23 protein-coding genes are annotated in these 25,300 nt (G+C 70.3%); 13 read left to right on the top strand and 10 right to left on the bottom strand.

Annotated features, from left to right (window positions below):
- Position 1 precedes the first annotated feature (1 nt).
- Genes EGT67_RS00860 through EGT67_RS00845 form a run of 4 tightly spaced genes read right to left on the bottom strand, consistent with a single transcriptional unit; the run spans position 2 to position 2,713 of the window.
- On the bottom strand, positions 2-376 hold the full coding sequence (locus EGT67_RS00860; RefSeq protein ID WP_127914161.1) for a DUF4240 domain-containing protein: 375 nt from the start codon (positions 374-376) through the stop codon (positions 2-4).
- Positions 373-831 (bottom strand): acetyltransferase, encoded by a 459-nt coding sequence (locus tag EGT67_RS00855; RefSeq protein ID WP_127914160.1) that lies wholly within the window; start codon positions 829-831, stop codon positions 373-375. The genes EGT67_RS00860 and EGT67_RS00855 overlap by 4 nt, the downstream gene beginning before the upstream one ends.
- A gap of 49 nt (positions 832-880) precedes the next feature.
- On the bottom strand, positions 881-1,753 hold the full coding sequence (locus EGT67_RS00850; protein WP_127914159.1) for a ribokinase: 873 nt from the start codon (positions 1,751-1,753) through the stop codon (positions 881-883).
- A 54-nt stretch (positions 1,754-1,807) separates the two neighbouring features.
- Positions 1,808-2,713 carry a helix-turn-helix domain-containing protein gene (locus EGT67_RS00845; protein ID WP_127914712.1) on the bottom strand — a complete coding sequence of 302 codons (906 nt, stop codon included), beginning with the start codon at positions 2,711-2,713 and terminating at the stop codon, positions 1,808-1,810.
- Between the two features lie 233 nt (positions 2,714-2,946).
- On the opposite strand from EGT67_RS00845, the gene EGT67_RS00840 reads away from it, so the two are divergent.
- Positions 2,947-3,753: an SDR family oxidoreductase gene (locus EGT67_RS00840; protein WP_127914158.1), complete on the top strand. Its 807-nt coding sequence runs from the start codon at positions 2,947-2,949 to the stop codon at positions 3,751-3,753.
- A gap of 92 nt (positions 3,754-3,845) precedes the next feature.
- Here the strand turns inward: EGT67_RS00840 and EGT67_RS00835 are convergent, their stop codons facing one another.
- From EGT67_RS00835 to EGT67_RS00815, 5 genes are all read right to left on the bottom strand, one after another.
- On the bottom strand, positions 3,846-4,994 hold the full coding sequence (locus EGT67_RS00835) for a steroid 3-ketoacyl-CoA thiolase (RefSeq protein ID WP_127914157.1): 1,149 nt from the start codon (positions 4,992-4,994) through the stop codon (positions 3,846-3,848).
- Between the two features lie 93 nt (positions 4,995-5,087).
- On the bottom strand, positions 5,088-7,280 hold the full coding sequence (locus tag EGT67_RS00830) for an acyl-CoA dehydrogenase family protein (protein WP_127914156.1): 2,193 nt from the start codon (positions 7,278-7,280) through the stop codon (positions 5,088-5,090).
- Positions 7,277-8,920 (bottom strand): acyl-CoA synthetase, encoded by a 1,644-nt coding sequence (locus EGT67_RS00825; protein WP_127914155.1) that lies wholly within the window; start codon positions 8,918-8,920, stop codon positions 7,277-7,279. The genes EGT67_RS00830 and EGT67_RS00825 overlap by 4 nt, the downstream gene beginning before the upstream one ends.
- Positions 8,921-9,042: 122 nt before the next feature.
- Positions 9,043-10,539 (bottom strand): MFS transporter, encoded by a 1,497-nt coding sequence (locus EGT67_RS00820; protein WP_241565833.1) that lies wholly within the window; start codon positions 10,537-10,539, stop codon positions 9,043-9,045.
- Between the two features lie 4 nt (positions 10,540-10,543).
- Complete coding sequence (locus EGT67_RS00815; protein WP_127914154.1) at positions 10,544-11,506, bottom strand: TauD/TfdA dioxygenase family protein; 963 nt, start codon at positions 11,504-11,506, stop codon at positions 10,544-10,546.
- Positions 11,507-12,072: 566 nt separating this feature from the next.
- On the opposite strand from EGT67_RS00815, the gene EGT67_RS24980 reads away from it, so the two are divergent.
- Entirely contained in the window at positions 12,073-12,228 is a 156-nt protein-coding gene (locus EGT67_RS24980; RefSeq protein ID WP_164877449.1) for a hypothetical protein, read from the top strand.
- Positions 12,229-12,233: 5 nt separating this feature from the next.
- Here EGT67_RS24980 and EGT67_RS00810 read toward each other — a convergent pair whose 3' ends face one another.
- Complete coding sequence (locus EGT67_RS00810) at positions 12,234-13,619, bottom strand: amino acid permease (protein WP_127914153.1); 1,386 nt, start codon at positions 13,617-13,619, stop codon at positions 12,234-12,236.
- A 71-nt stretch (positions 13,620-13,690) separates the two neighbouring features.
- Here EGT67_RS00810 and EGT67_RS00805 point away from each other — a divergent pair, with 71 nt between their 5' ends.
- The 11 genes from EGT67_RS00805 to holA all read left to right on the top strand — a co-directional run bounded on the left by EGT67_RS00805 (position 13,691) and on the right by holA (position 25,195).
- Complete coding sequence (locus EGT67_RS00805) at positions 13,691-14,974, top strand: glutamate-5-semialdehyde dehydrogenase (protein WP_127914152.1); 1,284 nt, start codon at positions 13,691-13,693, stop codon at positions 14,972-14,974.
- 20 nt (positions 14,975-14,994) lie between these two features.
- Positions 14,995-15,876 (top strand): AAA family ATPase, encoded by an 882-nt coding sequence (locus EGT67_RS00800; RefSeq protein ID WP_127914151.1) that lies wholly within the window; start codon positions 14,995-14,997, stop codon positions 15,874-15,876.
- A gap of 13 nt (positions 15,877-15,889) precedes the next feature.
- The gene (locus EGT67_RS00795) at positions 15,890-17,335 is read left to right on the top strand and encodes a vWA domain-containing protein (protein ID WP_127914150.1); all 1,446 of its coding nucleotides are present in this window, start codon (positions 15,890-15,892) and stop codon (positions 17,333-17,335) included.
- Positions 17,336-17,371: 36 nt separating this feature from the next.
- The gene (gene nadD / locus EGT67_RS00790) at positions 17,372-18,112 is read left to right on the top strand and encodes a nicotinate-nucleotide adenylyltransferase (RefSeq protein WP_277750135.1); all 741 of its coding nucleotides are present in this window, start codon (positions 17,372-17,374) and stop codon (positions 18,110-18,112) included.
- A complete protein-coding gene (rsfS, locus tag EGT67_RS00785) occupies positions 18,113-18,532 on the top strand; it encodes a ribosome silencing factor (RefSeq protein WP_127914149.1) in 420 nt (139 codons plus the stop codon). It abuts the gene before it with no gap.
- A complete protein-coding gene (locus tag EGT67_RS00780; protein WP_127914148.1) occupies positions 18,529-19,194 on the top strand; it encodes a histidine phosphatase family protein in 666 nt (221 codons plus the stop codon). The genes rsfS and EGT67_RS00780 overlap by 4 nt, the downstream gene beginning before the upstream one ends.
- A gap of 13 nt (positions 19,195-19,207) precedes the next feature.
- Positions 19,208-19,990, top strand: coding sequence for a diglucosylglycerate octanoyltransferase (gene octT / locus EGT67_RS00775; RefSeq protein ID WP_421958066.1), 783 nt, complete (start codon positions 19,208-19,210; stop codon positions 19,988-19,990).
- Positions 19,991-19,994: 4 nt separating this feature from the next.
- Entirely contained in the window at positions 19,995-20,864 is an 870-nt protein-coding gene (locus EGT67_RS00770) for a DegV family protein (RefSeq protein ID WP_127914147.1), read from the top strand.
- 68 nt (positions 20,865-20,932) lie between these two features.
- The gene (locus EGT67_RS00765; protein ID WP_127914146.1) at positions 20,933-21,826 is read left to right on the top strand and encodes a ComEA family DNA-binding protein; all 894 of its coding nucleotides are present in this window, start codon (positions 20,933-20,935) and stop codon (positions 21,824-21,826) included.
- 4 nt (positions 21,827-21,830) lie between these two features.
- Positions 21,831-24,221 (top strand): ComEC/Rec2 family competence protein, encoded by a 2,391-nt coding sequence (locus tag EGT67_RS00760; RefSeq protein ID WP_421958065.1) that lies wholly within the window; start codon positions 21,831-21,833, stop codon positions 24,219-24,221.
- Positions 24,218-25,195: a DNA polymerase III subunit delta gene (gene holA, locus EGT67_RS00755; protein ID WP_127914145.1), complete on the top strand. Its 978-nt coding sequence runs from the start codon at positions 24,218-24,220 to the stop codon at positions 25,193-25,195. The genes EGT67_RS00760 and holA overlap by 4 nt, the downstream gene beginning before the upstream one ends.
- Positions 25,196-25,300: the final 105 nt, after the last annotated feature.

Genomic DNA, 25,300 nt, shown 5'->3' with positions numbered 1-25,300 from the left:
GCTAGATCAGGTCCAGCGGCTCGCCGAACCGGTGGTGGTAGACCTCGTAGGCGAGCCCGCCGAGGTTGGCCGGATCACCGACGTCGACGTGTGAGGGCATCAGGCTCGGCTCCGCGAGAACCGCGTCGTATTTCGCGCGCCCCTGGCTGACGACCCAGTGCGCCGCGTCTTCCAGGCCGTCCTCGGACTCGTCGGGCGCGAGGACGGACCGATACGGCTCGTCCTGCAGTTCGGCGGCGAAATCCAGGAACAGATCTTGGAACTTGTAGACGTCGGCCTTCGGCAGTCGTCCGAGAATTTCGCGCAGGCGGTCGCGGCTCCGCGACGACTCCTCTATGACGTCCCAGAACCAGTCGACGTCCGTGCACCGGGTCACGTCGTCGGGCGTCCCATGTGCAGGATCGGGAACGGCCGCCCGTCGGCGTCGGTGGCCGAGCGGCCCAGGACGACGAACCCGTGGCGCTCGTAGAACCCGACGGCCTGCGGATTCTGCTCGTTGACGTCGAGGTGCAGATCGGGGTGGTCGGCGACCGCCCGCCGCAGGAGCGCCGATCCCGCGCCCCGACCGCGGTGCGCGTCGGCGACGAACAGCATCTCGAGCGATCTGCCCGCGAGGCCCGAGAAGCCGGCGGGGGTCCCGCCGACCTCGGCCACGGTCACCTCGACCGCGGGCAGATAGTCGCTGACCATCCGTGACTGGTAGAAGTCGACGTCCGCGGCGGAGAGGAAGTCGTGGGTGGCGTCGACCGCGCTGCGCCAGATGTCGACCAGCGCCGGCCACTCCTGGGCGCCGCGGCACGGGCGCAGCACCGGGTCCTTCGATGAGCTCATGTCGTGGACCGTACGGACGATGCCGGTGGATGCCAATCGGTTTCCGGCGTCAGCCGTTCGCCGCGAGCAGGGCGTCGATCTCGCTGCGGGTCGGGGAGGCGGCACTGGCGCCGGGCCGCGTCGCGGCGAGCGCGCCCGCCGCGCACGCGAAGGCCAGCGCGTCGCGCGGGCCGCGGTTCCACACCGCAGCGAGCGCTCCCGTGAATGCGTCGCCCGCGCCGGTGGTGTCGACCGCGTCGACGGTGGGAGAGTCGACGCTCAGTCGATCGCCGTCCGGTCCGCGGTAGCGTGCGCCGGCGGCGCCCAGTGTCGTCACGACGTGCGGCACCGCCGCCAGGGCGTTCTCGCCGAGTTGCCGTTCCTCCGTCTCGTTGACGATGAGGACGTCGACGGACTCCAGCAGCTCCGGTGGAAGGGTCTGCGCCGGTGACGGATTGAGCATCACGGTGGTGTCCGACTGCGCGGCGTGACGGGCGGCGGTCGTCACCGTGTCGAGCGGAATCTCCAACTGGCACAGCAGGACGTCGGAGTCCGTGACGGCGTCGAGTTCGTCGGTGGTTAGGGCGGTGACGCGGGCGTTGGCGCCCGGCACCACGATGATGGAGTTCTGGCCGTCCCCGTCGACCGTGATCGCGGCGATGCCGCTGGGGCCGGACGTCTCGCGGAGCCGCTCGGCGTCGACCTCGGCATCGACGAGCGCCTGCCGCAGGTCCAGCGCGAAGGTGTCGTCGCCGACGGCGCCGACGAACACAACGTCCGCGCCGGCCTTCGCGGCCGCGATCGCCTGGTTGGCGCCCTTGCCGCCCGGCGTCGTGGTGAACGACGTCCCGAGGATCGTCTCGCCGGGGGCCGGCAGGCGCGGGGTGGAGGTCACCAGATCCATGTTGATGCTGCCGACGACGACGACGCGGTGAGCGGACATGTCCCGAGACTAGGCGTGCGGGGTGATCGGTACCCGGTTTCGGGACAGGTCACCTCACGGTGCTCCGCCGGCGTGGCCGAGTTCCGCCGCGGCCTGTGTGAGCTCCGCGATGAGGCGGTCTCGCTCGGACTTGTCGACAGCCGGTTGCAGCGGCCCGAGCTGGAGGTCGTAGACGGCGCGGTTGCCGCGATCGAATACGGGGGCACTCAGATAGCTGATCGACAGCGGCACGTCCGAGTCGAGCGCGGTCGACTCGTACGGGGGCCCTCCGAGCTCACCCAGGAGTTCGAGGGCCCTCGTCCCCAGGGCGTCCCGGCGGGGGCGTTCGGAGAGCAGACCGACGACCTCGCCGATCAAGCTGAGCACGAGCGGATCGGTGTGCCCCAGTTCGTAGACCACGACACCGGTGTCCCGTGCCTGGGTGAGCGCGATTTCGAACGACGCTCTCTTCTCCGCCGGTGCGGTGGCGAGCCATGCCCGTTGCTGTGCGGTGGACCGATGCGCGAGCACGGCGGCTCCCATCGGCGCGCGCAGTGGCAGCCGTGTGCCCACGCGTACCGCGGTGGGAAGGTCGCTGGCGAGGCGGGCGATTCCGACGAACGTTGCATCGGTGGCGCCGATGAGAGCCAGTGCGACGCCGCATCCCGCGCGCTCGGCCAGTCGGTCGAGTGCGCGCTCGTCGGCGAGCGCCGGGAATGCGTGGCGGACCGCGTCGGTCACGCCGATGAGACCCGAACCGAGTACGTACCGACGATCCGCCTGTCGGGTCACCCAGCCCGCTCGTTCCAGCGACGTCATGATCAGCGTGGTGGTCGACCGGCTGAGCTCGAGAATCGCGGCGATCTCCTTGGTCGAGATCGGCTCCGACCTGCCGGCCAACAGCTCGACGATCGCGATCACTCGGTCGGTCGGTGGCGATCCGGGCCGATCGGATTCGTTTTGGGTCTTGTCCTCGGTCATCGACACCTCTAACATTCCGCCACCTAATACTAGTCATAGCGTGACTAATATTTGTCACACTAGCCAGCTGGTTGAGGTCTGCGTCACCGGAGGCGGTGTGTGGGGCCCCAGATGGAGGCCGTGGCACACCGACGTGCGAATCCGCCTCCGAACCGCAACAACGAACCGACACTCGGATCGGGTTCCACAGCAACAACGACCCGGTCCGGCGACTTCGCGAAGGAACGAACAACATGGCTACCTACGTCCTCACCGGCGCAGCGTCCGGGCTCGGCGCGGCAACCAAGGCTCGACTGGAGGCCGACGGCCACCGCGTCATCGGCGTCGACCTGCACGACACCGACGTGACCGTGGACCTGAGCACCGCGGAGGGACGCGCCGCGGCCATCGAACAGGTGACCGCGCTGGCCGGAGGAAAGATCGACGGCTTCGTGCCGTTCGCCGGCCTGGCTGCGGCCGCCGGTCGCCCGGCGCGGCTGCTGATCGCGGTCAACTACTTCGGCGCGATCGAGCTTCTCGAGGGCCTGCGGCCGCTGCTCGCCCAGGGCGAGAACCCGTCCGTGGTCCTGATCAGCTCGAATTCGACCACCAGCCAGCCGAATTGGCCCGTGGACCTCGCGGAGGCATGCCTGGCCGGTGACGAGGAGGCCGCGAACGCGGTGGCGGACGCCTTCGGTGACTTCGCCGCGCTCCAGACCTACCCGGCGACGAAGGCGGCGTTGGCGTACTACGCGCGGACGAGGTCGGCCGAGTACATCAAGGAGGGAATCCGGCTCAACGCCATCGCCCCCGGCCTCATCGACACCCCGATGACGCAGGAAGGCCGGAAGGATCCGCTGACCGGTGAGGCGATGGAGCAGTTCCTGGGCACCATCCCCGCGGGCCGCGGTGGCCGGCCGGAGGAGGTCGCCTCGCTCGTGGCGTACCTGCTCGGACCGGAGTCGAGCTACTTCGTCGGCTCCGTCGTCTTCGTCGACGGCGGCACGGACGCCGCGTTCCGCGGCAAGGACTGGCCGAAGGTGTGGCAGATCGACATGTGAACGCCGCTGCTCGGCATCCCGTAGACGATCTACGGGATGCCGAGCAGTCTCGGGATTCCTGGGGATGGCCGAGGTTTTCACCTCGCCCGACGTCACATCCGTTCGATGATCGCCCCGGTCGCCATCGCGCCGCCGGCGCACACCGCCACGAGTGCGCGTTCGCCGTCGCGGCGCTCGAGTTCGTCGATCACCGCGCCGATCAACCGGACACCGGACGAGCCCACCGGGTGGCCCAGCGCGATCGCGCCGCCGCCCACGTTGAGCCGGTCCTCGTCGATGCCGTGGACGCGGGCCATCGACATCGGGACCGCCGCGAACGCCTCGTTGACCTCGAAGAGGTCGATGTCCCCGACGGTCAGGCCGGTGCGCCCGAGCAGGTACTCGGTGGCCTGCACCGGGCCGTCGAGCAGGAAGTGCGTCTCCGCACCGATCAGGCACTGCGCGACGATCCGGGCCCGCGGACGCAGGCCCAGTCCCCGCGCCACCGCCTCGTCCATCAGCACCGCCGCGGCCGCCCCGTCCGAGATCTGCGACGACGTGCCCGCGGTGTGCAGCCCACCCTCGAGGACCGGGTTGAGGCGGGCGAGGGCCTCCATCGACGTCTCCCGCAGCCCCTGGTCGCGGGACACCTCGGCGGGTGCGCCGCCGTCCGCGCCGGGCGCCTTGACCGGGATGATCGCCCCGTCGAAGCGGCCGTCCGCCCACGCCTGCGCCGCCCGCTGCTGCGACCGCAGCCCGAACGCGTCGAGGTCCTCGCGGGTGAATTCGCGGCGCCGGGCGATGCGGTCGGCGCCCTCGAACTGGGCCGGGATGTCCACGGCCCAGTCCGCCGGCTTGGGGCTGCCGACATCGCCCTTGATGTTCGACAGCAGCGGCACCCGGGACATCGCCTCGACGCCGCACGCCAGGCCGGCGTCGATGACGCCGGCGGCGATCTGCGCCGCGATCAACTGCACCGACTGCTGGCCCGAACCGCACTGCGCGTCGATGGTCGTCACACCCGTGCGCTCCGGCAGGCCCGCGTGCAGCCACGCGTTGCGGCTCACGTTCGACGCCTGCTCCCCGGCCTGCGTGACGCAGCCACCGATCACCTGCTCGATGACGTTCGGGTCCAGCGAAAGTCGCCCGAGCAACCCCGACTGCACAGCACCCAGCAGTTCCGCCGGGTGCAGGCCGGACAGCCAGCCGTTCCGCCGACCGATCGGTGACCTCGCGGCGTCCACGATCACTGGATTGCCCATTGTTTCTCCTCGTTCATAGGCGACGCCCGCTTCCGTGGACGCCGCTCGTCGTGCCTGTCCGTCGTGTCGACGACGTGTTCCGGTGTGTGTTGCTTACTTTCCGGGTTCGGGGTCGCGCGGCAGACCGAGGATCCGCTCGCCGATGATGTTGAGCTGCACATTGGTGGTGCCGCCGGCGATCGAGAGGTTCTGGCAGCTCAGGAACATGCGCGTCGCGGACCGGACGCGGCCCTGATTGCCGAGCAGGGCCTTCGGGCCGGACCAGTCCATCGCGACCTCCCACACCTGCTGGATGTGTTCGACGCCGAGGAGTTTCGCGATCGACGACTCCGCGCCGGGCTGCGCGCCGGTGAGCGAACGCAACGTCGTGCGCAGCCCCATCAGGCCGCCGGACTGCGCGTCGCACAGCACCTTGCCCAGAACGGTGAGCTGTTCGTCGTCGAGGCCACCGGGGGTCTCGGCCGCGAGGTTCAGCAGCGCCTCGCCGCCGGAGCCGAGGGACGAGTCGTTCGACAGCGAGACCCGCTCGTTCGCCAGGGTGGTGCGGGCCAGCTTCCAGCCGTCCCCGGGCTCACCGACCAGGCACTCGTCGGGGACGAACACGTCGTCGAGGAACACCTCGTTGAACAGTGCCTCGCCGGTGATCTCCCGCAGCGGTCGGATGTCGAGGCCGCTGTTCTTGATGTCGATCAGGAAGTACGACAGGCCCTTGTGCTTGGGGGCGTCGGCGTCGGTGCGGGCCAGGCAGATGCCCCAGTCGGCCTCGCGGGCCATCGACGTCCACACCTTCTGCCCGTTGAGCTTCCAGCCGCCGTCGACCTTGGTGGCCTTGGTGGACAAGCCGGCCAGGTCCGATCCGGCGCCGGGCTCGGAGAACAGCTGGCACCACACAATGTCCCCGCGCAGCGACTGCGGCACGAATCGCTCGACCTGCTCGGCGTTGCCGTGTGCGATCAGCGTCGGGATCACCCAGTTGCCGATGATCATGTCGTGCGGGACGAGCTCGGCCGACCGTAGCTCTTCGGCGATGACCAGCTGGGTGACGGCGTCGGCGCTCTTGCCCCACGGGGCCGGCAGGTGCGGTGCGGTGTAGCCGCGCTCGGCCAGGTACGCCTTCCGCTCGGCGCCCGCCAGTTCGCGGGCGGGATCCAGCTCTGCCCGGACGTCGGCGCGGATCTGCTCCGCCTCCGGCGGCAACTCGACGCTCAGCACTCGGCGGGCACCCTCGAGCGTGAGGTTCGCGACGCGACGCTTCCAGGAAGCGGTGGAGCCCAGCAGGATCCGCAGCGACTGCGCCCGCCGCAGGTACAGGTGGGCGTCGTGCTCCCACGTGAACCCGATACCACCGAGGACCTGGATGCAGTCCTTGGTCACCTGGAACGCCGACTCGGGCGCGACCGCGCCGGCCACCGCCGCCGCCAGCGACGCCTCGGACCCCGACACATCTTCGCCGAGCGCGCGGGCTGCGTCCCACGCCGTGACGCGGGCCTGCTCGGTGAGGGCGAGCATGCGGGCGGCCTTGTGCTTGACCCCCTGGAACTGGCCGATGACCCGGCCGAACTGCTGACGCACCCGCGCGTAGTCCGCGGCCGTGGTCGTCGCCCAGTCCGCCAGACCGGCCGCCTCGGCCGCGAACAGCGTCGCGGCGATGTCGAGGATCCGCTGCGAATCCAGCGTCAGCACATCACCATCCGCGAGCTCGAGCCCGTCCGCGACGACCTCGGCGTTGCGGCGCACCACGTCGTGGCTCGGCAACTCGGTCACGTCCAACCGATCTCGCTCGACCACGACGAACGCGAGCGAACCGGCGTCGTCGGTGGCGGCGAGCAGGAACAGGTCGCCCACCTGGCCGCCGAGGATGTAGCTGGACGTGCCCGACAGCGTGACGGTCCCGCCCTCGCGGGACAGGGTCAGCCCGCCGGGCTGCAGCGCGACCGCACCGAACAGGGTGCCGTCGGCCAGCCCCGCCAGCTCGGCGGTGCGGCCGGCTTCGTTCAGCACGGCCGAGACGATCGCGGTCGGCAGGAACGGGCCCGGCACCATCGCCCGGCCCAGTTCCTCGGTGACGATCGCGAGTTCGACGAGTCCGTAGCCGGCGCCGCCGACCTCCTCCGGCAGATGCAGGCCCAACATGCCCAGCTCGGCCAGCGATCCCCAGTACACGGGACGGGCCTCGGCCTTCGCCTCGACGGCCTCCTGGATCACGGCGAGCGTCGCATGGCGGGCGGCCCAGCCACGCACGGAATCGCGGAGTTCGCGGTCTTCGTCACTCAGTCCAATGGTCATGAAAGGTCCTCGGAAGTAGAAGAAGTTGACACAGCGCCTTCGAGAGTCGCCTTGGCCCAGCGGTAGTCGGCCTTGCCTGCGGGCGAGCGCACGATCTCGGGAACCACGACCACAGTGCGCGGCACCTTGTAGCCGGCGATCTGCGTGCGGCAGTGCGCGATCAGGTTGTCGTGATCGGGGGCCGGGGCGCCGTCACGGGCCTGGACCACCGCGGAGACACGCTGCCCGTAGGTCGGATCCTCGATGCCGGCGACCAGTGCGTCCTCGATGTCGGGGTGGCTCTTGATGGCCTCCTCGACCTCCTCGGCGTACACCTTCTCGCCGCCGGTGTTGATGCACGACGAGCCACGGCCGAGCACGACGATCGACCCGTCGGCCTCGACACGCGCCAGATCGCCGAGCACCGAGAGGCGCACACCGTCGACGACGGGGAATGTCGCGGCGGTCTTGACCGGGTCGTTGTAGTACCCGACCGGGACGTGCCCGACGTGCGCGAGATAGCCGATCTCGTCCGAACCCGGTTCGATGGTTGCGAAATCGGTGTCGACCACGCGCACCCTGGGGGAGGGCGACATCCGCAGCAGCCCGTCCGCGCTGGCCACGAGCTCGCCGTTGTTGCCGGACTCGGACGACCCGAACCCGTTGCGTAGATAGACATTCGGCAGGAGCTTCTGGAGCTTCTCACGCACGCTCGCCGACCACAGCGCACCGCCCGAACCGATGGACAACAGGGATCCGAGGTCGAAGCGGTCGCCGTGCTGTTCGATCGCGTCGGCGAGCGGGCGGGCGATCGCGTCACCGACGAGTTGAACGCCGCGGATCTTGTGCCGGTCGATGAGCGACAGCGCCTCGACCGGATCGAATCGGGGCATGAGCACATGTTCGGAGCCCATGAACATGCAGGTGAACAGGGAGTAGGCCGCCGCGCCGTGCATGAGCGGCGCGGTGAGCAGGAAGGACATCGGATGGGTGTTCGCGGCTGCCGCCGCGCCCAGTTCCGCGCCGGACAGGATCGGGGGGCCCATGAGATTGCCCCCGCTCAGCGCCGCGAAGTAGAAGTCCTCGTGCCGCCACATGACGCCCTTGGGCATGCCGGTGGTGCCGCCGGTGTAGATCACGTACAGGTCGTCGTTGCTGCGCTCGGGGAAGTCGCGTTCGGGCGATCGGTCGGCAGCCGCAGCGTGGTAGTCCGCGACCGAAACGCCGACGGCGTCAGCAGCTTCCGACAGTGCCGGCCCGGCGGCCTGGCCGATGAGCACGATGTGGCGCAGCTCGGGGCACTTGGGCAGTACGTCGGCGATGACGTCGCTGAACTCGCCGTCGGCGATCACGGCCTTCAGGTGGGCGTCGTTGTAGAGGTAGGTCAGCTCGGTGTCGACGTACCGGAAGTTGACGTTGACCGGAACCGCGCGCACCTTGAGGCAGCCGAGCAGCGCCTCCACGAACTCGATGCTGTTGCGCGCGTGCAGACCGACATGATCACCCGGCTGCACCCCCTGGGCCACGATGTGGTGAGCGATGCGGTTGGCGCCGGCATCGAACTCGGCGAACGTCCGAGTGTCGTTGCCGCACACGAGCGCGACCCGGTCCGGAACCGCGTCGACGAGCGCTTCGGTGAGGTCCGCGAGGTTGAGTGACATGGATGGTCGTCCTTCGGTAAATATTCGCCCGAGGGAACGGGCGTGGTCGGACACGGCGGAGCGCGGGTGCCGAGGATCTCTCGAATCGCGCTCCGCCGGTATTGCTTTCGTGCTCGGAGTCGTCAGGGAGTGGTGGCGACAGCGCCGACTCGGTCGACGGTGTCGGTCGCGTCCGGTCGGACGTCCTCCTGCAAGCCGCCCTGCGCGGGGCTCCGGCCGTGCCGCATGAGCAACGCGACGACCAGGCCCACGACGCCGACGAGGGCGGCGTACAGGTAGCCGCGGGTGATCGCGGTGTCGGCGTACAGCACCGCGTGCGTCTGCGGGTTCACTGCGAGCACGTGGCGCGACATCACCACCCCGGTCAGGGTTGTCGCGATACCGCCGGCCAACAGCGAACCCATGCCGCTGATCGCGTTGCCGATACCGCCCTGAGAGGCTGGCAACGCGTCCTGAACCAGGTTCGCATTCGACGAGTGCAGGAATCCGACGGCGAATCCCATGATGCAGCTCATGATCGTGACCTGCCACTGGATGGTGAACAGACGCGAACCCAGGAACATCACCACCAGGAACAAGGCTGCCGCGGTCAGCAGCACGTATCGTGCGCCGATCCGCTTGGAGATGATGCCGCCGAGCGGACCCGCGAACATCGACGCGATGCCGAGCGGGCACGTCCAGATTGCGAATTGCAGAGCGGACACGCCCGCGCCGTAGCTGATCCCCGGTAGCCCGGCGGGCGTCTGCAGCATCGTCGGGATCAGCAACGAATGGGCGCTCATCATGTAGGAGATGCAGGCGACCGCCAGCACGGTCGGACCGAACCTTCTGCCGAGCAAGATGTCGAGGTCGATCAGCGGGCTCGGTGCAAAGCGCTGCCACACAACGAATGCCACCAGCATCGCAGCTCCACCGATGACAGCAGCGAGAGTCAGTGCGTCTGTCCAACCGACTCGCGCGCCCCGGGTGATGCCGACGAGCAGGACGGCGATTCCCGGACCGAGCAGCACGATGCCGAGGTAGTCCACCGGCCGGTCCACGCGGACCGGGCTCTCCGGAACGATCAGGGCATAGAAGGGGAGCAGGACAGCCACGTAGGCGGCCATGAACCAGAAGATTCCCTGATATCCGGTGTGGTCGATGAGCCAACCCGCGATGAACGGGCTCGCGATCGCCGACATCCCGATCCCGGTGACCGCGGCGCCGAGGGCGACCGGCACGACGTCACGCGGAATGACGTCGCGAATCAAGCCGTACGAGATCGTGACGATTCCCATCAGCGAGCCCTGCAGGATACGTCCGGCCATCAACATGGCGAACGACGTCGCCACTGCGCACAACACGCTTCCCGCGATGAAGAACGCGGCCAGCGAGAGAATCACTCGCTTCTTGCCCCATTTGTCCGAGGCCTTTCCGACCAGCGGCATCATGGTGCCGCCCGCGAGCGTCACGATCGAGACGACCCACGCGATGTTCAAGGTCTGGAAGGCAGGCGCCATGTGCGGCAACGCCGGAAGCACCATGAGGATCTCGAATGTGGCGATCTCCGACAGCAGAATGATGAAGGCGAGAACCGTGACGATGCGGCCCCGACTCATGGATGCGATTTGCGTCTCCACACGTTCACCCCCGATCGCTCGCGCCGGACACGCCCACGGGGGTGTCGCCGACGATCGAGATGCGCTCCATGACCCGGCGCGCCGGGAAGTAGTCGCTGGCCGCGTAGTGCTGGCAGGATCGGTTGTCCCAGAACGCGATCGTGTCCTTCTGCCACCGCAGACGCACCTGGAACTCGGGACGCTGGACGTGCCGGTACAACAGTCGGAGAAGCAAGTTGGATTCGTCCTCCGAGACGCCCAGAATCCGCTGTGTGAAGGCGGAATTGACGAACAGCACGCGTCGGCCCGACTCGGGGATCACTCGAACGACGGGATGGGTCACCGGCGGGAAGTGCGGGCGGAGTTGCGCCACTGCCTCGTCCGGCATCCTGGTCCCGAACGACTGCATCCAGTCGTGCTCGGCCTCGAGCCCGTCGATCCGGGCCCGGATGTCCTCCGGGAGCAGGTCGTAGGCTGCGCCGGTGTCCGCCCACAGTGTGTCGCCACCCACGGAAGGAATCTCGACGGCCCGCAGAACCGCTGCATACGAGGGAAATTCGTGCCAGGTGACGTCGTTGTGCCAGACGTTCTCCACCCCGACGGACATCGCGTCCTTGGCGAGGGTCGCCACATCGGCGTCGCTCTGGCCGGGCTGGGTGTACTTGAAGAACGGGTGCTGCTCGAGCGCGCCCCACCGCGCCGCGAAGTCGCGGTGCTCGCTGCGATCGATGTCCTGGTCGCGGAAGAACAGGACCTTCCACTCCAGCAGTGCACGCCGCAGTTCGGCGAGCACCTCGTCGGACAGGTCGCCGCTGAGTCGGATCCCCGCGATCTCCGCACCGATCGTCGGCGTCTGCGGCGTCAGTGTGAACAGTTCGTACGGACGATCCTCGAGGGTCTCGGGCATTCGTGCGGCGACGAGCGGACCGTAGGCCGCGAGCGGGTCGGTCGGCGTGGGAACGGCGGTGGCGGGAAGTGCATAGGTCATGAGCTGACTCCAAGGTCTCCGATGGCTGTGGTGGTCGAGGGGTCGGAGCATCGCGACGCGGCGGTCGACGAGATCGGTGACGATCGCGTCCTGCGCTTCGGAGGGTCTCGGCCGTCGATTGGCTTACACGCCTGCGGCTTTCCGTTCCCAGATGGTTCCGGAACGGATCTGCAGGTGTGGTGCCGAGAAACACTCCGTTTCGTCGAACGGCGCCTGTCTCCGGGTGTTCAGGGTCGGTGTCCGGTCCGCGACGCCGGCCGCGCGGAGTTCGTTCCGCGACCCGCGGCGGTGCGGTGCTGCCGACTTGTGCTCCTAGTCACAGCGCAAGATTAAGGTTGCGTCCTTACTTGTGTCAATGGCGAATCCCGCCGTGGGTGAACATTGCGGGAACGGTGTGGTCGAACCACGCTGCGAGAGGGCTATTCGGGGCAGGTGGACGGGCGACGTCCGCGGGCCTTCCCCGCCGGAAACGGGTAGTCGTGCGGGTAGTTCTACCGTCGTCTCCGCGCGAACCGGCGTGCCATCATGACCGCGATCCGACCGTTGGACCGAAGGAGTCGACTCTGATGCGGCACCAGCGCCACGCACTGACCACGTCGACCTACGCCTGGTGGGGCCTGGCCTCGGTCATCGCGCAGTTCCGTCGTGAACCCGACATCTCACGCCTGTTCCCGGACGGCGGCCGGCGGCTTCCGCCCGAGTACGACAGCCTCGGCCTGTAGCCCTGTCAGTGCCGCGACGACGCCCGTCCGAGCATCGCGTAGTAGCCGCCGCCGACCAGCGCGCCGAACACCGCGCCCACCGCGAGCGCGATCCGGCCCGCGTCGGTGAAGAAGAGCAGCACGACGACGAAGGCCAGGAAGCCCAATGCGATCCAGTTGGTGTACGGCGCGCCGGGCAGTCGGTAGTCGGACGCGGGCAGCGCGCCGCGGTTCACGAAACGTCGGTAGCGCAGGTGGCACACGAGGATCACGCCCCAGACGAAGATGATGCCGATCGTCGATACCGACGTGATGTAGACGAACGCGCGGTCCGGCGACAGCACGTTGACGATCACGCCGATGATCATGGCCCCGGCCGACATCGTGATGCCCGCGAACGGCACCTGGCGGCTGCTCAGTTTGCCCAGCGCGGCCGGTGCCTCACGGCGTAGCGACAGGCTGCGCAGCATCCGGCCGGTCGAGTAGATGCCGGAGTTGCACGACGACAGCGCCGCGGTGAGTAGGACGAAGTTCATGATGCCGGCGGCGGCGGGAATGCCGATCTGCTCGAGTACCTCGACGAAGGGACTCTTACCGGCGTGGAAGTCCTGCCAGCTCGCGACCGAGAGGATCACGACCAGCGAGCCGATATAGAACAGCCCGATGCGAAACGGCAGCGTGTTGATCGCCTTGCGGAGCGTCTGCTTGGGATTCTCGGCCTCGCCGGCGGTGACGCCGACCAGTTCGACGCCCACGTACGCGAACATCACCACCTGCAGGCTCATCAGGGCACTGCCGAATCCGTTCGGGAACACGCCGCCGTCGGCCCACAGGTTCGTCACGGTCGGGTTGGTGGCGTGACCGAAACCGAGGGTGAGGACGCCGATGCCGATCAGGATCATGCCGAGGATCGCGGTGATCTTGATGGCCGAGAACCAGAACTCGGCCTCGCCGAAGAGTTTCACCGAGATGAGATTGGCGCTGAACAGGACCAGCAGAACGACGAGCGCGGTCAGCCACGTCGGGACGCTCGGCCACCAGTACTCGACGTACTTGCCGGCCACCGTGATCTCCGCCATGCAGGTGGCCGCCCACACCGCCCAGTACGCCCAGCCGGTGGCGAAACCGAAGAAGCGCCCCAGGAACTCCTCGGCGTACTCTGCGAAACTTCCGGAGATCGGCCGGTACGTCAGCAGTTCGCCGAGGGCCCGCATGATGACGAAGATCGCCAGTCCGGCCGCCAGGTAGGCGAGGATGAGCGACGGCCCGGCCTCCTCGATGGCCCCGCCGGCACCGTAGAAGAGGCCGGTGCCGATCGCGCCACCGAGCGCGATCATCTGCACGGTGCGGGCGTTGAGTCCGCGACTGTATCCCTCGGAGGGGGCGTGGTGGATCGTCTCGTGTTGTGACACTGACTATTCCTTCGGCCGGCGGCGCGTGGGCAGAACGATTATGCGCCTGCGCCGGTCGCTAATCTGTAGACATGACTGCCGCGACGCACACCACACCGGCCGCCAGCGACTCCGGGGACACCCGTCAGGAGGTGCATGACGCGGCCCGTCGCGCGCGTGTCGCGTCGCGTGCCCTGGCGCTGCTGACCACCGCGCAGAAGGACGCGGCGCTGCACGCCGCGGCCGACGCGGTGCTCGCCGCCACCGACGCGATTCTCACGGCGAACGCCGAGGACATCGAGGCGGCCCGTGCCACCGGCACCGAGGAATCCCTGCTCGACCGACTGCGGCTGACCGCCGCGCGTGTCGAGGGCATCGCGTCGGGTCTGCGTCAGGTCGCCGGTCTCGCCGACCCGGTCGGGGAGATCGTCCGCGGTTCGACGCTGCCCAACGGCCTCGAGATCCGCCAGGTCCGGGTCCCGCTCGGCGTGGTCGGCATGGTGTACGAGGCGCGGCCGAACGTCACGGTCGACGCCTTCGGGCTGGCCCTCAAGTCCGGCAACGCGGCCCTGCTGCGCGGGTCGTCGTCCGCGGCGAAGTCCAACGCCGCGCTGGTGAAGGTGCTGCGGGAGTCGCTCACCGATCAGGGCCTGCCCGCGGATGCCGTCCAGTTGCTGCCGAGCGCGGACCGCTCCAGCGTCACCCACCTGATCCAGGCCCGCGGCCTCGTCGACGTCGTCATCCCGCGCGGCGGCGCCGGCCTCATCAACGCGGTGGTCCGGGACGCGACCGTGCCCACCATCGAGACCGGTGTCGGCAACTGCCACGTCTACGTGCACGCCGCCGCCGACCTCGAGATGGCCGAGAAGATCGTCCTCAACGCCAAGACCCGCCGCCCCAGCGTGTGCAACACCGCCGAGACGCTGCTGGTCGACGCCGCGATCGCCGAGACCGCCGTCCCGAAGCTGCTGGCGGCCCTGCAGACGCACAGCGTCACCGTCCACGGCGACCTGCCGGGCCTGGTCCCGGCCACCGAGGACGACTGGTCGGAGGAGTACCTGACCCTCGACATCGCTCTCAAGGTGGTCGACGGACTCGACGCGGCCGTCGACCACATCGACCGCTACGGCACCGGCCACACCGAGGCCATCGTGACGTCCGATCTGTCCGCTGCGCGCGAGTTCACCGCGCGGGTCGACGCGGCCGCGGTTATGGTCAACGCCTCGACTGCCTTCACCGACGGTGAGCAGTTCGGGTTCGGTGCGGAGATCGGGATCTCCACGCAGAAGCTGCACGCCCGCGGCCCGATGGGCCTCGGCGAGCTCACCTCGACCAAGTGGACTGTCTGGGGAGACGGTCATATCCGACCGGCCTAGACGGCCCGAAAGGAGCGAGTGTGGACCGGGCACTGCCGACTGCACCGCCGCTGTTCGCGAGCGTCGACGACGTCGTCGAGCGTCTCGCCGAGACCGGATACCTCGCCGACAAGGGGACCGCGACCGCGGTGTTCCTCGCCGACAGGCTGGGCAAGCCGCTGCTCATCGAGGGTCCCGCCGGCGTCGGCAAGACCGAGTTGGCGCGGGCCGTCGCGCAGACGTCGGACGCCGAACTGGTGCGGCTGCAGTGCTACGAGGGTGTCGACGAGTCCCGCGCGCTGTACGAGTGGAATCACGCCAAGCAGATCCTGCGCATCCAGGCCGGCAGTGATCACAGCTGGGACGCGACCAAGCAGGACGTGTTCTCGGAGGAGTTCCTGCTGTCGCGTCCGCTGCTGACCGCGATCCGCCGCGAGGATCCAACGGTGCTGTTGGTCGACGAGGTCGACAAGGCCGACGTGGAGATCGAGGGACTGCTACTCGAGGTGCTCAGCGACTTCGCGGTGACGATCCCCGAACTCGGCACCATCACCGCCACCCGCAAGCCGTTCGCGGTGCTCACCTCGAACGCGACGCGGGAGCTGTCCGAGGCGCTCAAGCGTCGCTGCCTGTTCCTGCACCTGGATTTCCCGGACGCGGAACTCGAGCGCCGGATCCTCGCCAGCCGGGTCCCGGAGCTGCCCGAGGCGATCGCCGAGCAGCTCGTCCGCACCGTGAACGTGCTGCGGGCCATGCAGCTCAAGAAGGTGCCGTCGGTGTCGGAGACGATCGACTGGGGTCGCACGCTGCTCGCCCTGGGACTCGACACGCTCGACGACGACGCGGTCCGCGCCACGATGGGTGTCGTGCTCAAGCATCGGGCCGATCAGCAGCGCGCCGCCGCCGAGCTGCGCCTCAACTGAGAGGACCGAGCCGATGGTCGCCTCGCCCGCGCAACGTCGTGGTGGTCCGCCCGCGCCGCACGGCCTGCCCGGGCATCTCGTCGACTTCGTGGAGGCGCTGCGTCGGCGCGGCATCTCCGTCGGCCCGTCCGAGACGGTCGATGCCGGGCAGGTGATGTCCGTGCTCGACCTGCTCGACCGGGAGGCGCTGCGCGAGGGGCTGGCGTGCGCGCTGCTGCGACGCCCCACACACCGACCGACGTTCGACGCGCTGTTCGATCTGTGGTTCCCCGCAGGTGTCGGTGTGCGCGATGACGGCGGCGTGGACCGCGCCCTGCCGCGCACGCCCGACGGCGAGATCGACTTCGAGGCTCTGCAGGCGTTGCTCGCCGAGTTGATCTCCGACGACTCACCGGAGGCGCTCGAACAGCTCGAGGCGATCGTCGCGCAGATGGTCGAGGAAGTCGGGCGGTACGACTCGGTCAACGGGCCGTCGTTCTCGGCGTATCAGGCGCTGCGCAACGTGGCGCCGGACAAGTTGCTCGAGAAGATCCTCTCCGGGCTGCTCGGCAACCAGTCGCGCGCGGACAGGCCCGGCGGCGACTACGCGTCCGAGGTGGCCCGGCGGGCCGCGGTGCAGCGGATCGCGGACTTCCGCAAGATGGTCGAGTCCGAGACGCGGCGTCGTTCGGCCGAGCAGATCGGCAAGGAACGCGTCGCGAACTACGGCGTGCCGAGGCTCGCCGAGGAGGTCGACTTCCTGCGGGCGTCCGACTCCGAACTCGTGGCCCTACGTCGCAGTGTGACCCCGCTGGCGCGGCTGCTCGCGAGCCGGTTGGCGGTGCGTCGCAGCCGGGCGCGGGCCGGTGCGATCGACCTGCGCCGCACCCTGCGCAAGTCCATGTCCACGGGCGGGGTGCCGATCGACCTGGTGCAGCGCAAGCCGCGGCCGGCGCGCCCCGAACTGGTCCTGCTGTGCGACGTCTCCGGGTCGGTGGCCGGGTTCTCCCACTTCACGCTGCTGCTGGTGCATGCGCTGCGGGAACAGTTCTCGCGGGTACGGGTGTTCGCGTTCATCGACACCACCGACGAGGTGACCCGGTTCTTCGACACCGGATCGGATCTCGGTGTGGCGATGTCGCGGATGATCCGGGAGGCCGAGCTCATCACCTACGACGGCCACTCGGACTACGGGCACTCGCTGGGCGTGTTCGCCGAACGGTACGCGCACAGCCTCACCAGCCGCAGCTCGCTGCTCGTGCTGGGCGACGGGCGCAACAACTACCGCGATCCGGGTCTGCCGGCGCTCGAGCATCTCGTCTCGGTGGCCAAGCACGCGCACTGGCTCAACCCGGAGCCGCGCGGCCAATGGGGAACCGGGGACTCGGCCGCGCTCGTGTACAACGAGGTCATCGACATGCACGAGTGTCGATCCGCCCAGCAGCTCGCCGCGGTCGTCGCCGGTTTGCTGCCTGTGTGAATCGGTGCCCTGCGGCAGCCCGTAAGCTGGACTCTCGTGCAGCAGCCGACAGCGATCACCCCACGGCGCCGCCTGGGCGTGATGGGTGGCACCTTCGACCCGATCCACCACGGGCATCTCGTGGCGGCCAGCGAGGTCGCGGATCGGTTCGACCTCGACGAGGTGATCTTCGTGCCCACGGGACAGCCGTGGCAGAAGGACGACCGTGAGGTCAGCCCCGCCGAGGATCGCTACCTGATGACGGTGATCGCGACGGCGTCGAACCCGCGGTTCTCGGTGAGCCGCGTCGACATCGACCGCAGCAAGGTCACCTATACGGTGGACACGCTGCGCGACCTGCGGGCCCAGCACCCCGACGCGGAGCTGTACTTCATCACCGGCGCCGACGCGCTCGAGAGCATTCTGTCGTGGCAGGACTGGGAGGAGCTGTTCGCGCTGGCCAAGTTCGTCGGCGTCTCCCGTCCCGGGTACGAGCTGCACACCGAGCACCTCTCGTCCCACCTCGACCGGCTTCCGCTGGACGCGGTGACGTTGATCGAGATCCCCGCCCTGGCGATCTCGTCGACCGAGTGCCGCCTGCGGGCCGCCGAGCACCGGCCCGTCTGGTACCTCGTGCCGGACGGTGTGGTGCAGTACATCAGCAAGCGCAACCTGTACCGGCCGCGTGGGGCGGAGCGGCTCGACGGTGCGGTGACGATGTCCGAGCCGGTCCCGGCGCGACAGGCGCCGGCCGACCCTTCACAATCTTCAGTACAAGCAGAACCGGGAGAACACTGAGTGAGTGCATCGAACGAGGCCATCGCCATGGCACGCATTGCCGCGCTGGCGGCCGACGAGAAGTTGGCCTCCGACGTGGTGGTGCTGGACGTCTCGGAGCAGCTCGTGATCACGGACTGCTTCGTCATCGCGTCCGCGCCCAACGAGCGTCAGGTCAACGCGATCGTCGAGAACATCGAGGACAAGCTGCGCGAGGCCGGGCACAAGCCGGTGCGTCGCGAGGGCACCCGCGAGGGGCGTTGGGCGCTGGTCGACTACGTCGACATCGTCGTCCACGTCCAGCACACCGACGAGCGCAACTTCTACGCGCTGGACCGGCTGTGGAAGGACTGCCCGGAGATCCCGGTGGAGGGCATCGAGCCGCGGCAGCTGCCGGTCGATTCGGATCCGGTCGACGACGCGGGGGAGCCGGAGCTGTGACGGCGGCCGCGGGCCTGCCCGCGGTCCGGCGTCTGATCCTGCTGCGGCACGGTCAGACCGAGTACAACGCGACCGACCGGATGCAGGGTCAGCTCGACACCGACCTGTCCGATCTCGGTCGCACCCAGGCCAAGACCGTCGCGCAGGCGCTCGCCGACAAGCGTCCGTTCGCGATCGTGTCGTCCGATCTGCGCCGCGCCCACGACACCGCCCTCGCGCTCGGCGACCACGTCGGGCTGTCGGTGGAGACCGACACCCGGCTCCGCGAGACGCACCTCGGGGAGTGGCAGGGCCTCACCCACAGCGACGTCGACGCGATCTCGCCCGGGGCGCGGGTCCGGTGGCGCACCGACGCCGCGTGGGCGCCGCCGTCCGGGGAGAGCCGCATCGACGTGGCCGAGCGCAGCCTGCCGGTCGTGCAGGAACTGCTCGCGCGGCACGAGAACTGGGGATCGGATCCGCTGGTGCTCGTCGCGCACGGCGGCCTCATCGCCGCGCTGACGGCGCGGTTGCTCGACCTGCCGGTGGATCGGTGGCCGGTGCTCGGAGGACTCGGGAACACCAGCTGGGTGCAGCTCAGCGGACATGGGGAGGGACCAGAACCGGTATGGCGATTGGATGTGTGGAACGCGTCGTCGAGCGTGGCCAGCGACGTGCTCTGACGGCGAGGGCGGCGTGACGTCCGCGGACGGCGAGGCCGTCGTGACGTCTGCCGACTCGGGACAGCCCGTCCTGCTGGTGGTCGCGGATTCGCTGGCGTATTACGGGCCCAAGGGCGGGCTGCCGGCCGACCATCCGCGGATCTGGCCGAGCCTGGTGGCGAAGGAACTGGGGTGGCGCGTCGAACTCGTCGCGCGGATCGGCTGGACCAGCCGGGACGCGTGGTGGGCGATCACCCAGGATCCGCGCGTGTGGGCGACGGTGCCGCAGGCCGGTGCCGTCGTGTTCGCGGTCGGTGGCATGGATTCGCTGCCGTCGCCGCTGCCCACGGCGCTGCGCGAACAGCTGCGCTACATCCGGCCGCCGGCGCTGCGCCGCGTGGTGCGCTCGGGCTACCAGTGGCTGCAGCCGCGGCTGTCGAAGCTCGGCCGTCCGGTGGCGCTGCCGCCGAAGCTGTCGGTCGAGTACCTCGAGAGCTGCCGGGACGCGCTCGCCGCGATCCGTCCGGACCTGCCGGTGATCGGTACCTACCCCTCGGTGCACCGCTGCGACGCGTACGGGCAGGTGCACACCGGGCGCGCCCCGGCGGTCCGCGCGCTCGAGGCGTGGTCGGCCGAGAAGGGCGTTCCCATGGTCGATCTCGCGGCCGCGGTGCGCGAGAACATCTTCTCGGACCGGGCCAACCCGGACGGCATCCACTGGGGCTGGGACGCACACGAGGAAGTCGCCGCGGCCATGATCGACGCGATCAAGAACGTCCGTCGCACTGCAGACCCCGCCGAGAGCGAAATAGGGTAGGGGCGTGCCTGTCGTCGTCGTCACCGACTCCTCGGCCTGCCTGTCACCCGAACTGGTGGACCGGTTCGGCATCCGTGTCGTGCCGCTGCACGTGCTCCACGACGGGCACGACTATCGAGACGGCGTCGACGACGTCCCGGACGGCCTGTCCGGGGTGACCACGTCGGGGGCGTCGCCGGGTGAACTCGGCGACGCGTACGCGGCGGCGCTGGCCGACAGCGGCGGGGACGGGGTCGTCGCCGTGCACATCTCCCGGCAGCTGTCGGGGACCTGGGAGGCCGGTCGGCAGGCGGCGGAGACCCTGGGGGACAAGGTCCGCGTCGTCGACTCCGCGTCGGCCGGGATGGGACTCGGGTACCCGGCGCTCGCCGCGGCCCGGGTCGCGCGCGCCGGGCGCAGTCTCGAAGCGGTGTACCAGCGGGCCGTCGAGGTGGCCGCCCGCGGCCGCACGCTGATCGTCGTCGACCGACTCGATCACCTGCGTCGTGGGGGGCGGATCGGGACGGCCGCCGCCCTGCTCGGCACGGCGCTCGCGATGAAGCCGGTGCTGCACCTGGTCGACGGCAAGCTGGTACTGCGGGAGAAGACCCGCACGTCCACCAAGGCGCTGGGCAAGCTGGTCGACGCGGCCGTCGAGCACGCCGGAGCGGAGCCCGCGGCCGTCGCCGTGCACCATTCGGGTGCGCCGCAGCGTGCGGAAGAGGTTGCCGCACAGCTGAAGGAACGCGTCCCCGCGATGACCGAACTGGTCGTCACCGAGATCGGAAGCGTGCTCGGCGCGCACGTCGGCCCGGGTGCCGTCGGCGTCGTGGTGTGTCCGGGCGGTGCGGACGCCGACGAACCGTCCGGGGATTCATCCACAGCCCGCGATTGATCCACAGACTTCTTCCGTGACGCGCCTGCGGGCGGTCCGGCGTCGTCGCCGGAATCTACGGTCGGCGCATGGGTACCGATCAGGATCGAGCGAGGGTGCGGAGCCGGCTGGCGGCGGCGTCCACCATGCCGGCGCCGACGCGCCCGGGCGTCCGCGACGCGGCCGACCCCGTCGACGACGACGACACTCCGACGTGGGCGCCGGGTTGGCTGTCCGATCAGGACGATTCACCGGACGAGCCGGACGGCCTGCGGGATTCGTCGCGCCGGTGGGCGACACGACTGAACGTGGGACGGCGCGGTGCGGCCGCCCTCGTCGTCGTCGGCGTGGTCGCGGCCGGGGTCGCGGCGGTGTCGGTGTGGCGGGATCGTCCGACGGCGCGAGCGGTGCCGCCGCTGCCGGTCGTGGAGGTACAGGAGCAGGAGCCGGGCGCCGGTGCGGGGGACCGGTTGGTGCCCCCGTCCGCCCAGCTGGCACCGCCCGGGCCCGACGCCCCACTGGTGGTCAGCGTCGTCGGACTCGTCAACCAGGCGGGGCTGGTGCGGCTGCCACCCGGCTCCCGGATCGCCGACGCCCTCGCCGCCGCCGGCGGTCCGCGGCCGGGCGCAGATGTGCTGGGACTCAACATGGCCGAGAAGGTCGACGACGGTGACCAGATCCTCGTCGGGGTGACGCCTCCCGACGGCGGGCCCACCACCGTGGGCAGTGCCCGGGTGGGCGCCGGAACGGCGGTGTCGGGCGGTGCCGCCGGTGCCCCGGCGAAGGGGGTCGGGAAGGTCGACCTGAACACGGCCGCCGAGGCGGACCTGGACGCGCTGCCGGGCGTCGGGCCGGTCACCGCGGCGGCCATCGTGGCGTGGCGACAGACCAACGGCAAGTTCACCGACGTCGAACAGCTGGGCGAGGTGGATGGCATCGGGCCCGCCCGGCTCGCGAAGCTGCGCGATCTGGTGACGCTGTGACGCGGTGAGATCGCCTGTGACGGATCGGGCGCGGCCCCTCGATCTGCGTCTCGTGCCGTCGGCGGCGATCTGCTGGGCGGCGACGATCGTCGGGATGCTCGCCGGGTGGCGCGCCGCCGCGACCCTCGGACTCGGGCTGGCCGGTGCGGGTGCGCTGGCCGCGGGCATCGCGCTGTGGGGACGCCGTCGCGGGGTGCCGTCGACCGTGGTCGGCGTCGCCGTGGCGACTGTCGCCGCCGCGCTCCTCGGCGCGGGGTTCGCCGCGGCGATCGCCGTGCGCGCCCACGCGGTCGCGGTCCACCCGCTTGCGGGGAAGGCGGCCGACGGTGCCTCCGCCACACTGATCGTCGTCCTCGCCGACGATCCGAAGCCGTTGCGCGGTCAGGGTTTCGGGGGAGCACGACGGCTGATGATCCGGGCGTCGCTGCAGTCCGTGACGGATGCGGGGGGAACGACCGGCGTGGGTGGATCGGTGGTGGTGTTCGCCGAGGCGGCGCAGTGGGAGAACCTGCTGCCCGGTCAGCGGGTGACGCTGCGCGGACGGCTGACCGAACCCGAGCGCAGCGATCTCACGGTCGCGGTGGTGCGGGCCACGGGCCCGCCGGTGCGCATCGACCCGCCGTCGACGATCCAGCGCTGGGCGGGAGCGGTGCGGGAACGGCTGGCGTCGGCCGCCTCGGCCCTGCCGCTTGATCAGGCCGGCCTGCTGCCCGGTCTCGTCGTCGGCGACACGTCCGCGCTGCCGCAGGGGGTGAAGGATGCCTTCACCGCCGCCGGTCTCTCGCACCTCACCGCGGTGTCCGGTGCCAACGTCTCCATCGTGTTGGGCGCGGTGCTGCTGCTGGTCCGCTGCGCCGGGATCGGTCCCCGCGCCGGGGCGGTGCTGGCCGGGGTGGCCCTCGCCGCCTTCGTCGTCATCGCCCGGCCGTCGCCGAGTGTGCTCCGCGCCGCCGCGATGGGAAGTGTCGCCCTGCTGGCCCTGGTCACCGGTCGGCGCAGGCAGGCGATCCCCGCCCTCGCGGCCGCCGTCGTGGTGCTCCTCGCGTTGTTCCCCGCGCTCGCAGTCGATTTCGGCTTCGCACTGTCGGTGGCCGCGACCGCCGGGCTGGTGGTGGTCTCACCGGTCCTGGTGGATCGGCTGCGGGAACGGTGCTGGCCGCGGTGGGTCGCGGAGATGTGCGCCGTGGCCGTCGCGGCGTTCGTGGTCACGGCGCCGCTGGTGGCGGCGATGTCGGGGACCGTCAGCATCGTGTCGATCGTCGCCAACATCCTCGTCGCGCCCGTCGTCGCCCCGATCACCGTGGTGGGTGCCGTGACCGCGGTCCTCGCCGCGCTGTGGGCGCCGCCCGCCGCGCTCGTCGTGCGGCTCGCGGGGCCGCCGCTGTGGTGGCTGCTCGAGGTCGCCGACCGCGCGGCCGCCGTGCCGGGCGGCACGGTCGCGGTGGCGGGCGGGGTGACCGGGGCCGCGGTCGTGGCGCTCGTGCTGGCCGTCGCGGCGGTGGCGGCGCGACACCGCTGGTCGCGCCGGATCCTGCTGGCGCTCGGGATCGGGGTGGCCACGGTCTGGGTGCCGACCCGGGTGTACTCGCCGGGGTGGCCGGCCGACGGTTGGTCGTTCGTCGCATGCGACGTCGGGCAGGGCGACGGCCTGGTCCTGGCGACGGGCGACGGTCGCGCCGTGGTGGTGGACGCCGGCCCGGATCCCGGGCCGATGGACCGCTGCCTGCGGCGCCTCGGTGTCGGCGAGATCGCGCTGTTGATCGTGACGCACCTGCACGCGGATCACTACGGGGGACTCGAGGGTGCGCTGGGCGGCCGCGCGGTGGGCGCGATCGCGATCGGTCCGGCGAGCCTGCCCGGTGGCGGGTTCCGCTTCGTGTCCGGGGCCGCGGCGCGCGCCGACGTCCCGCTGGTGCGTCTCGAACCCGGTCGCGACCTGGTTCTCGGCCACCTGCGCCTGCAGGTGCTGGGTCCGTTGGTCCCGCCGCCGCGGACCGAGGCGACGGCCGACGACGCCGCCAACGACACCTCTCTGGTGATCAGGGCGCACACACCGGCCGGCACGATCCTGCTGACCGGCGACGTGGAGGAGGCCGGTCAGCGTGCGCTCCTGCGGGCCGGGGTGTCGGTGCGGGCGGACGTGCTGAAGCTGCCCCACCACGGATCGCGCACGACGGCACCGGAATTCATCGCCGCCGTTCGGCCGCGCCTCGCGGTGATCAGCGTGGGCGCCGACAACCCGTTCGGACATCCCAACCCCGGCATCGTCGACAGGGTCACGGCACTGGGGGCCGTCACGATGCGCACCGACACGGACGGGGACGTCGCGGTGGTCCGATCCGGGTCCGGGGCACTTGCGGTGGTAGGGCGTTCACATGGCACCATCGTCCCGTGAGCACCTCTACGCGACCCGATCCGCTCCACCTCGTCCTCGGAGACGAGGAACTGTTGGTCGAGCGCGCGGTCGCGTCGGTGATCGGTGCGGTGCGCGCCGCGGCGGGCCCGGCCGGGGACGACATCCCGGTCTCGCGCCTGCGCGCCGGCGACGCCAGCGCCCCGGAGTTGGCCGAGCTACTCAGCCCGTCGTTGTTCGCCGAGGACAGGGTGGTCGTGCTCGAGGCCGCCGCGGAAGCCGGCAAGGACGCCGTCACGCTGGTGCAGGACGCCGCCGCGGACCTACCCGAGGGTGTCGTGCTGGTGGTGCTGCACTCCGGCGCGGGACGTGCGAAGGCGATGGCGGGTGTCCTGCAGAAGACCGGCGCCACCGTGCACCAGTGCGCCAAGCTGAAGGCGGGCGAGCGCGTGGACTTCGTGCGCGGCGAGTTCCGGGCCGCGGGCGTGCGCGTCTCTCCGGAGGTGCTGGAACTGGTCGTCGAGGCCGTCGGTTCCGACCTGCGTGAGCTCGCCGCGGCCTGTTCACAGTTGGTCGCCGACACCGGCGGCAAGATCGACGCCGGCGCGGTGCAGCGGTACTACTCGGGTAAGGCCGAGGTGTCGGGGTTCGACGTCGCCGACAAGGCGGTCGCCGGCGACGGGCGCGGTGCGCTGGAGGCCCTGCGATGGGCGAGGCACCGCGGCGTCGCGCACGTCCTGCTCGCCGACGCGCTCGCCGACGCCGTGCACACGATCGCCCGGGTCGGTTCGGCCGGCCGCGGTGACCCGTTCCGGATGGCCTCCGAACTCGGCATGCCGCCGTGGAAGATCAAGAAGGCGCAGGGGCAGGCCCGGGGCTGGGACCCCACGTCGATCGGCGAGGCACTGCAGGTCGTCGCGAAGCTCAATGCCGATGTGAAGGGTCAGGCCGCCGACGCCGACTACGCCGTCGAGTGGGCGGTGCAGCGGGTCGCGTCCCTCCACGGTGGTCGCTGACCGCGATCCGCACGCCGTCCCGCCGGCCTGGCCCGACGGGAGGCCCGAGACAAGAACTAGCCCCCCGATCCTTGATCGGGGGGCTAGTTCTACAGAGCTTGCGAC

This window comes from Prescottella agglutinans, from assembly GCF_004011865.1.
GTDB lineage: Bacteria > Actinomycetota > Actinomycetes > Mycobacteriales > Mycobacteriaceae > Prescottella > Prescottella agglutinans.
Note: the sequence above shows the minus strand (reverse complement) of the source record. Positions and strands in the feature narration are given on the sequence as shown.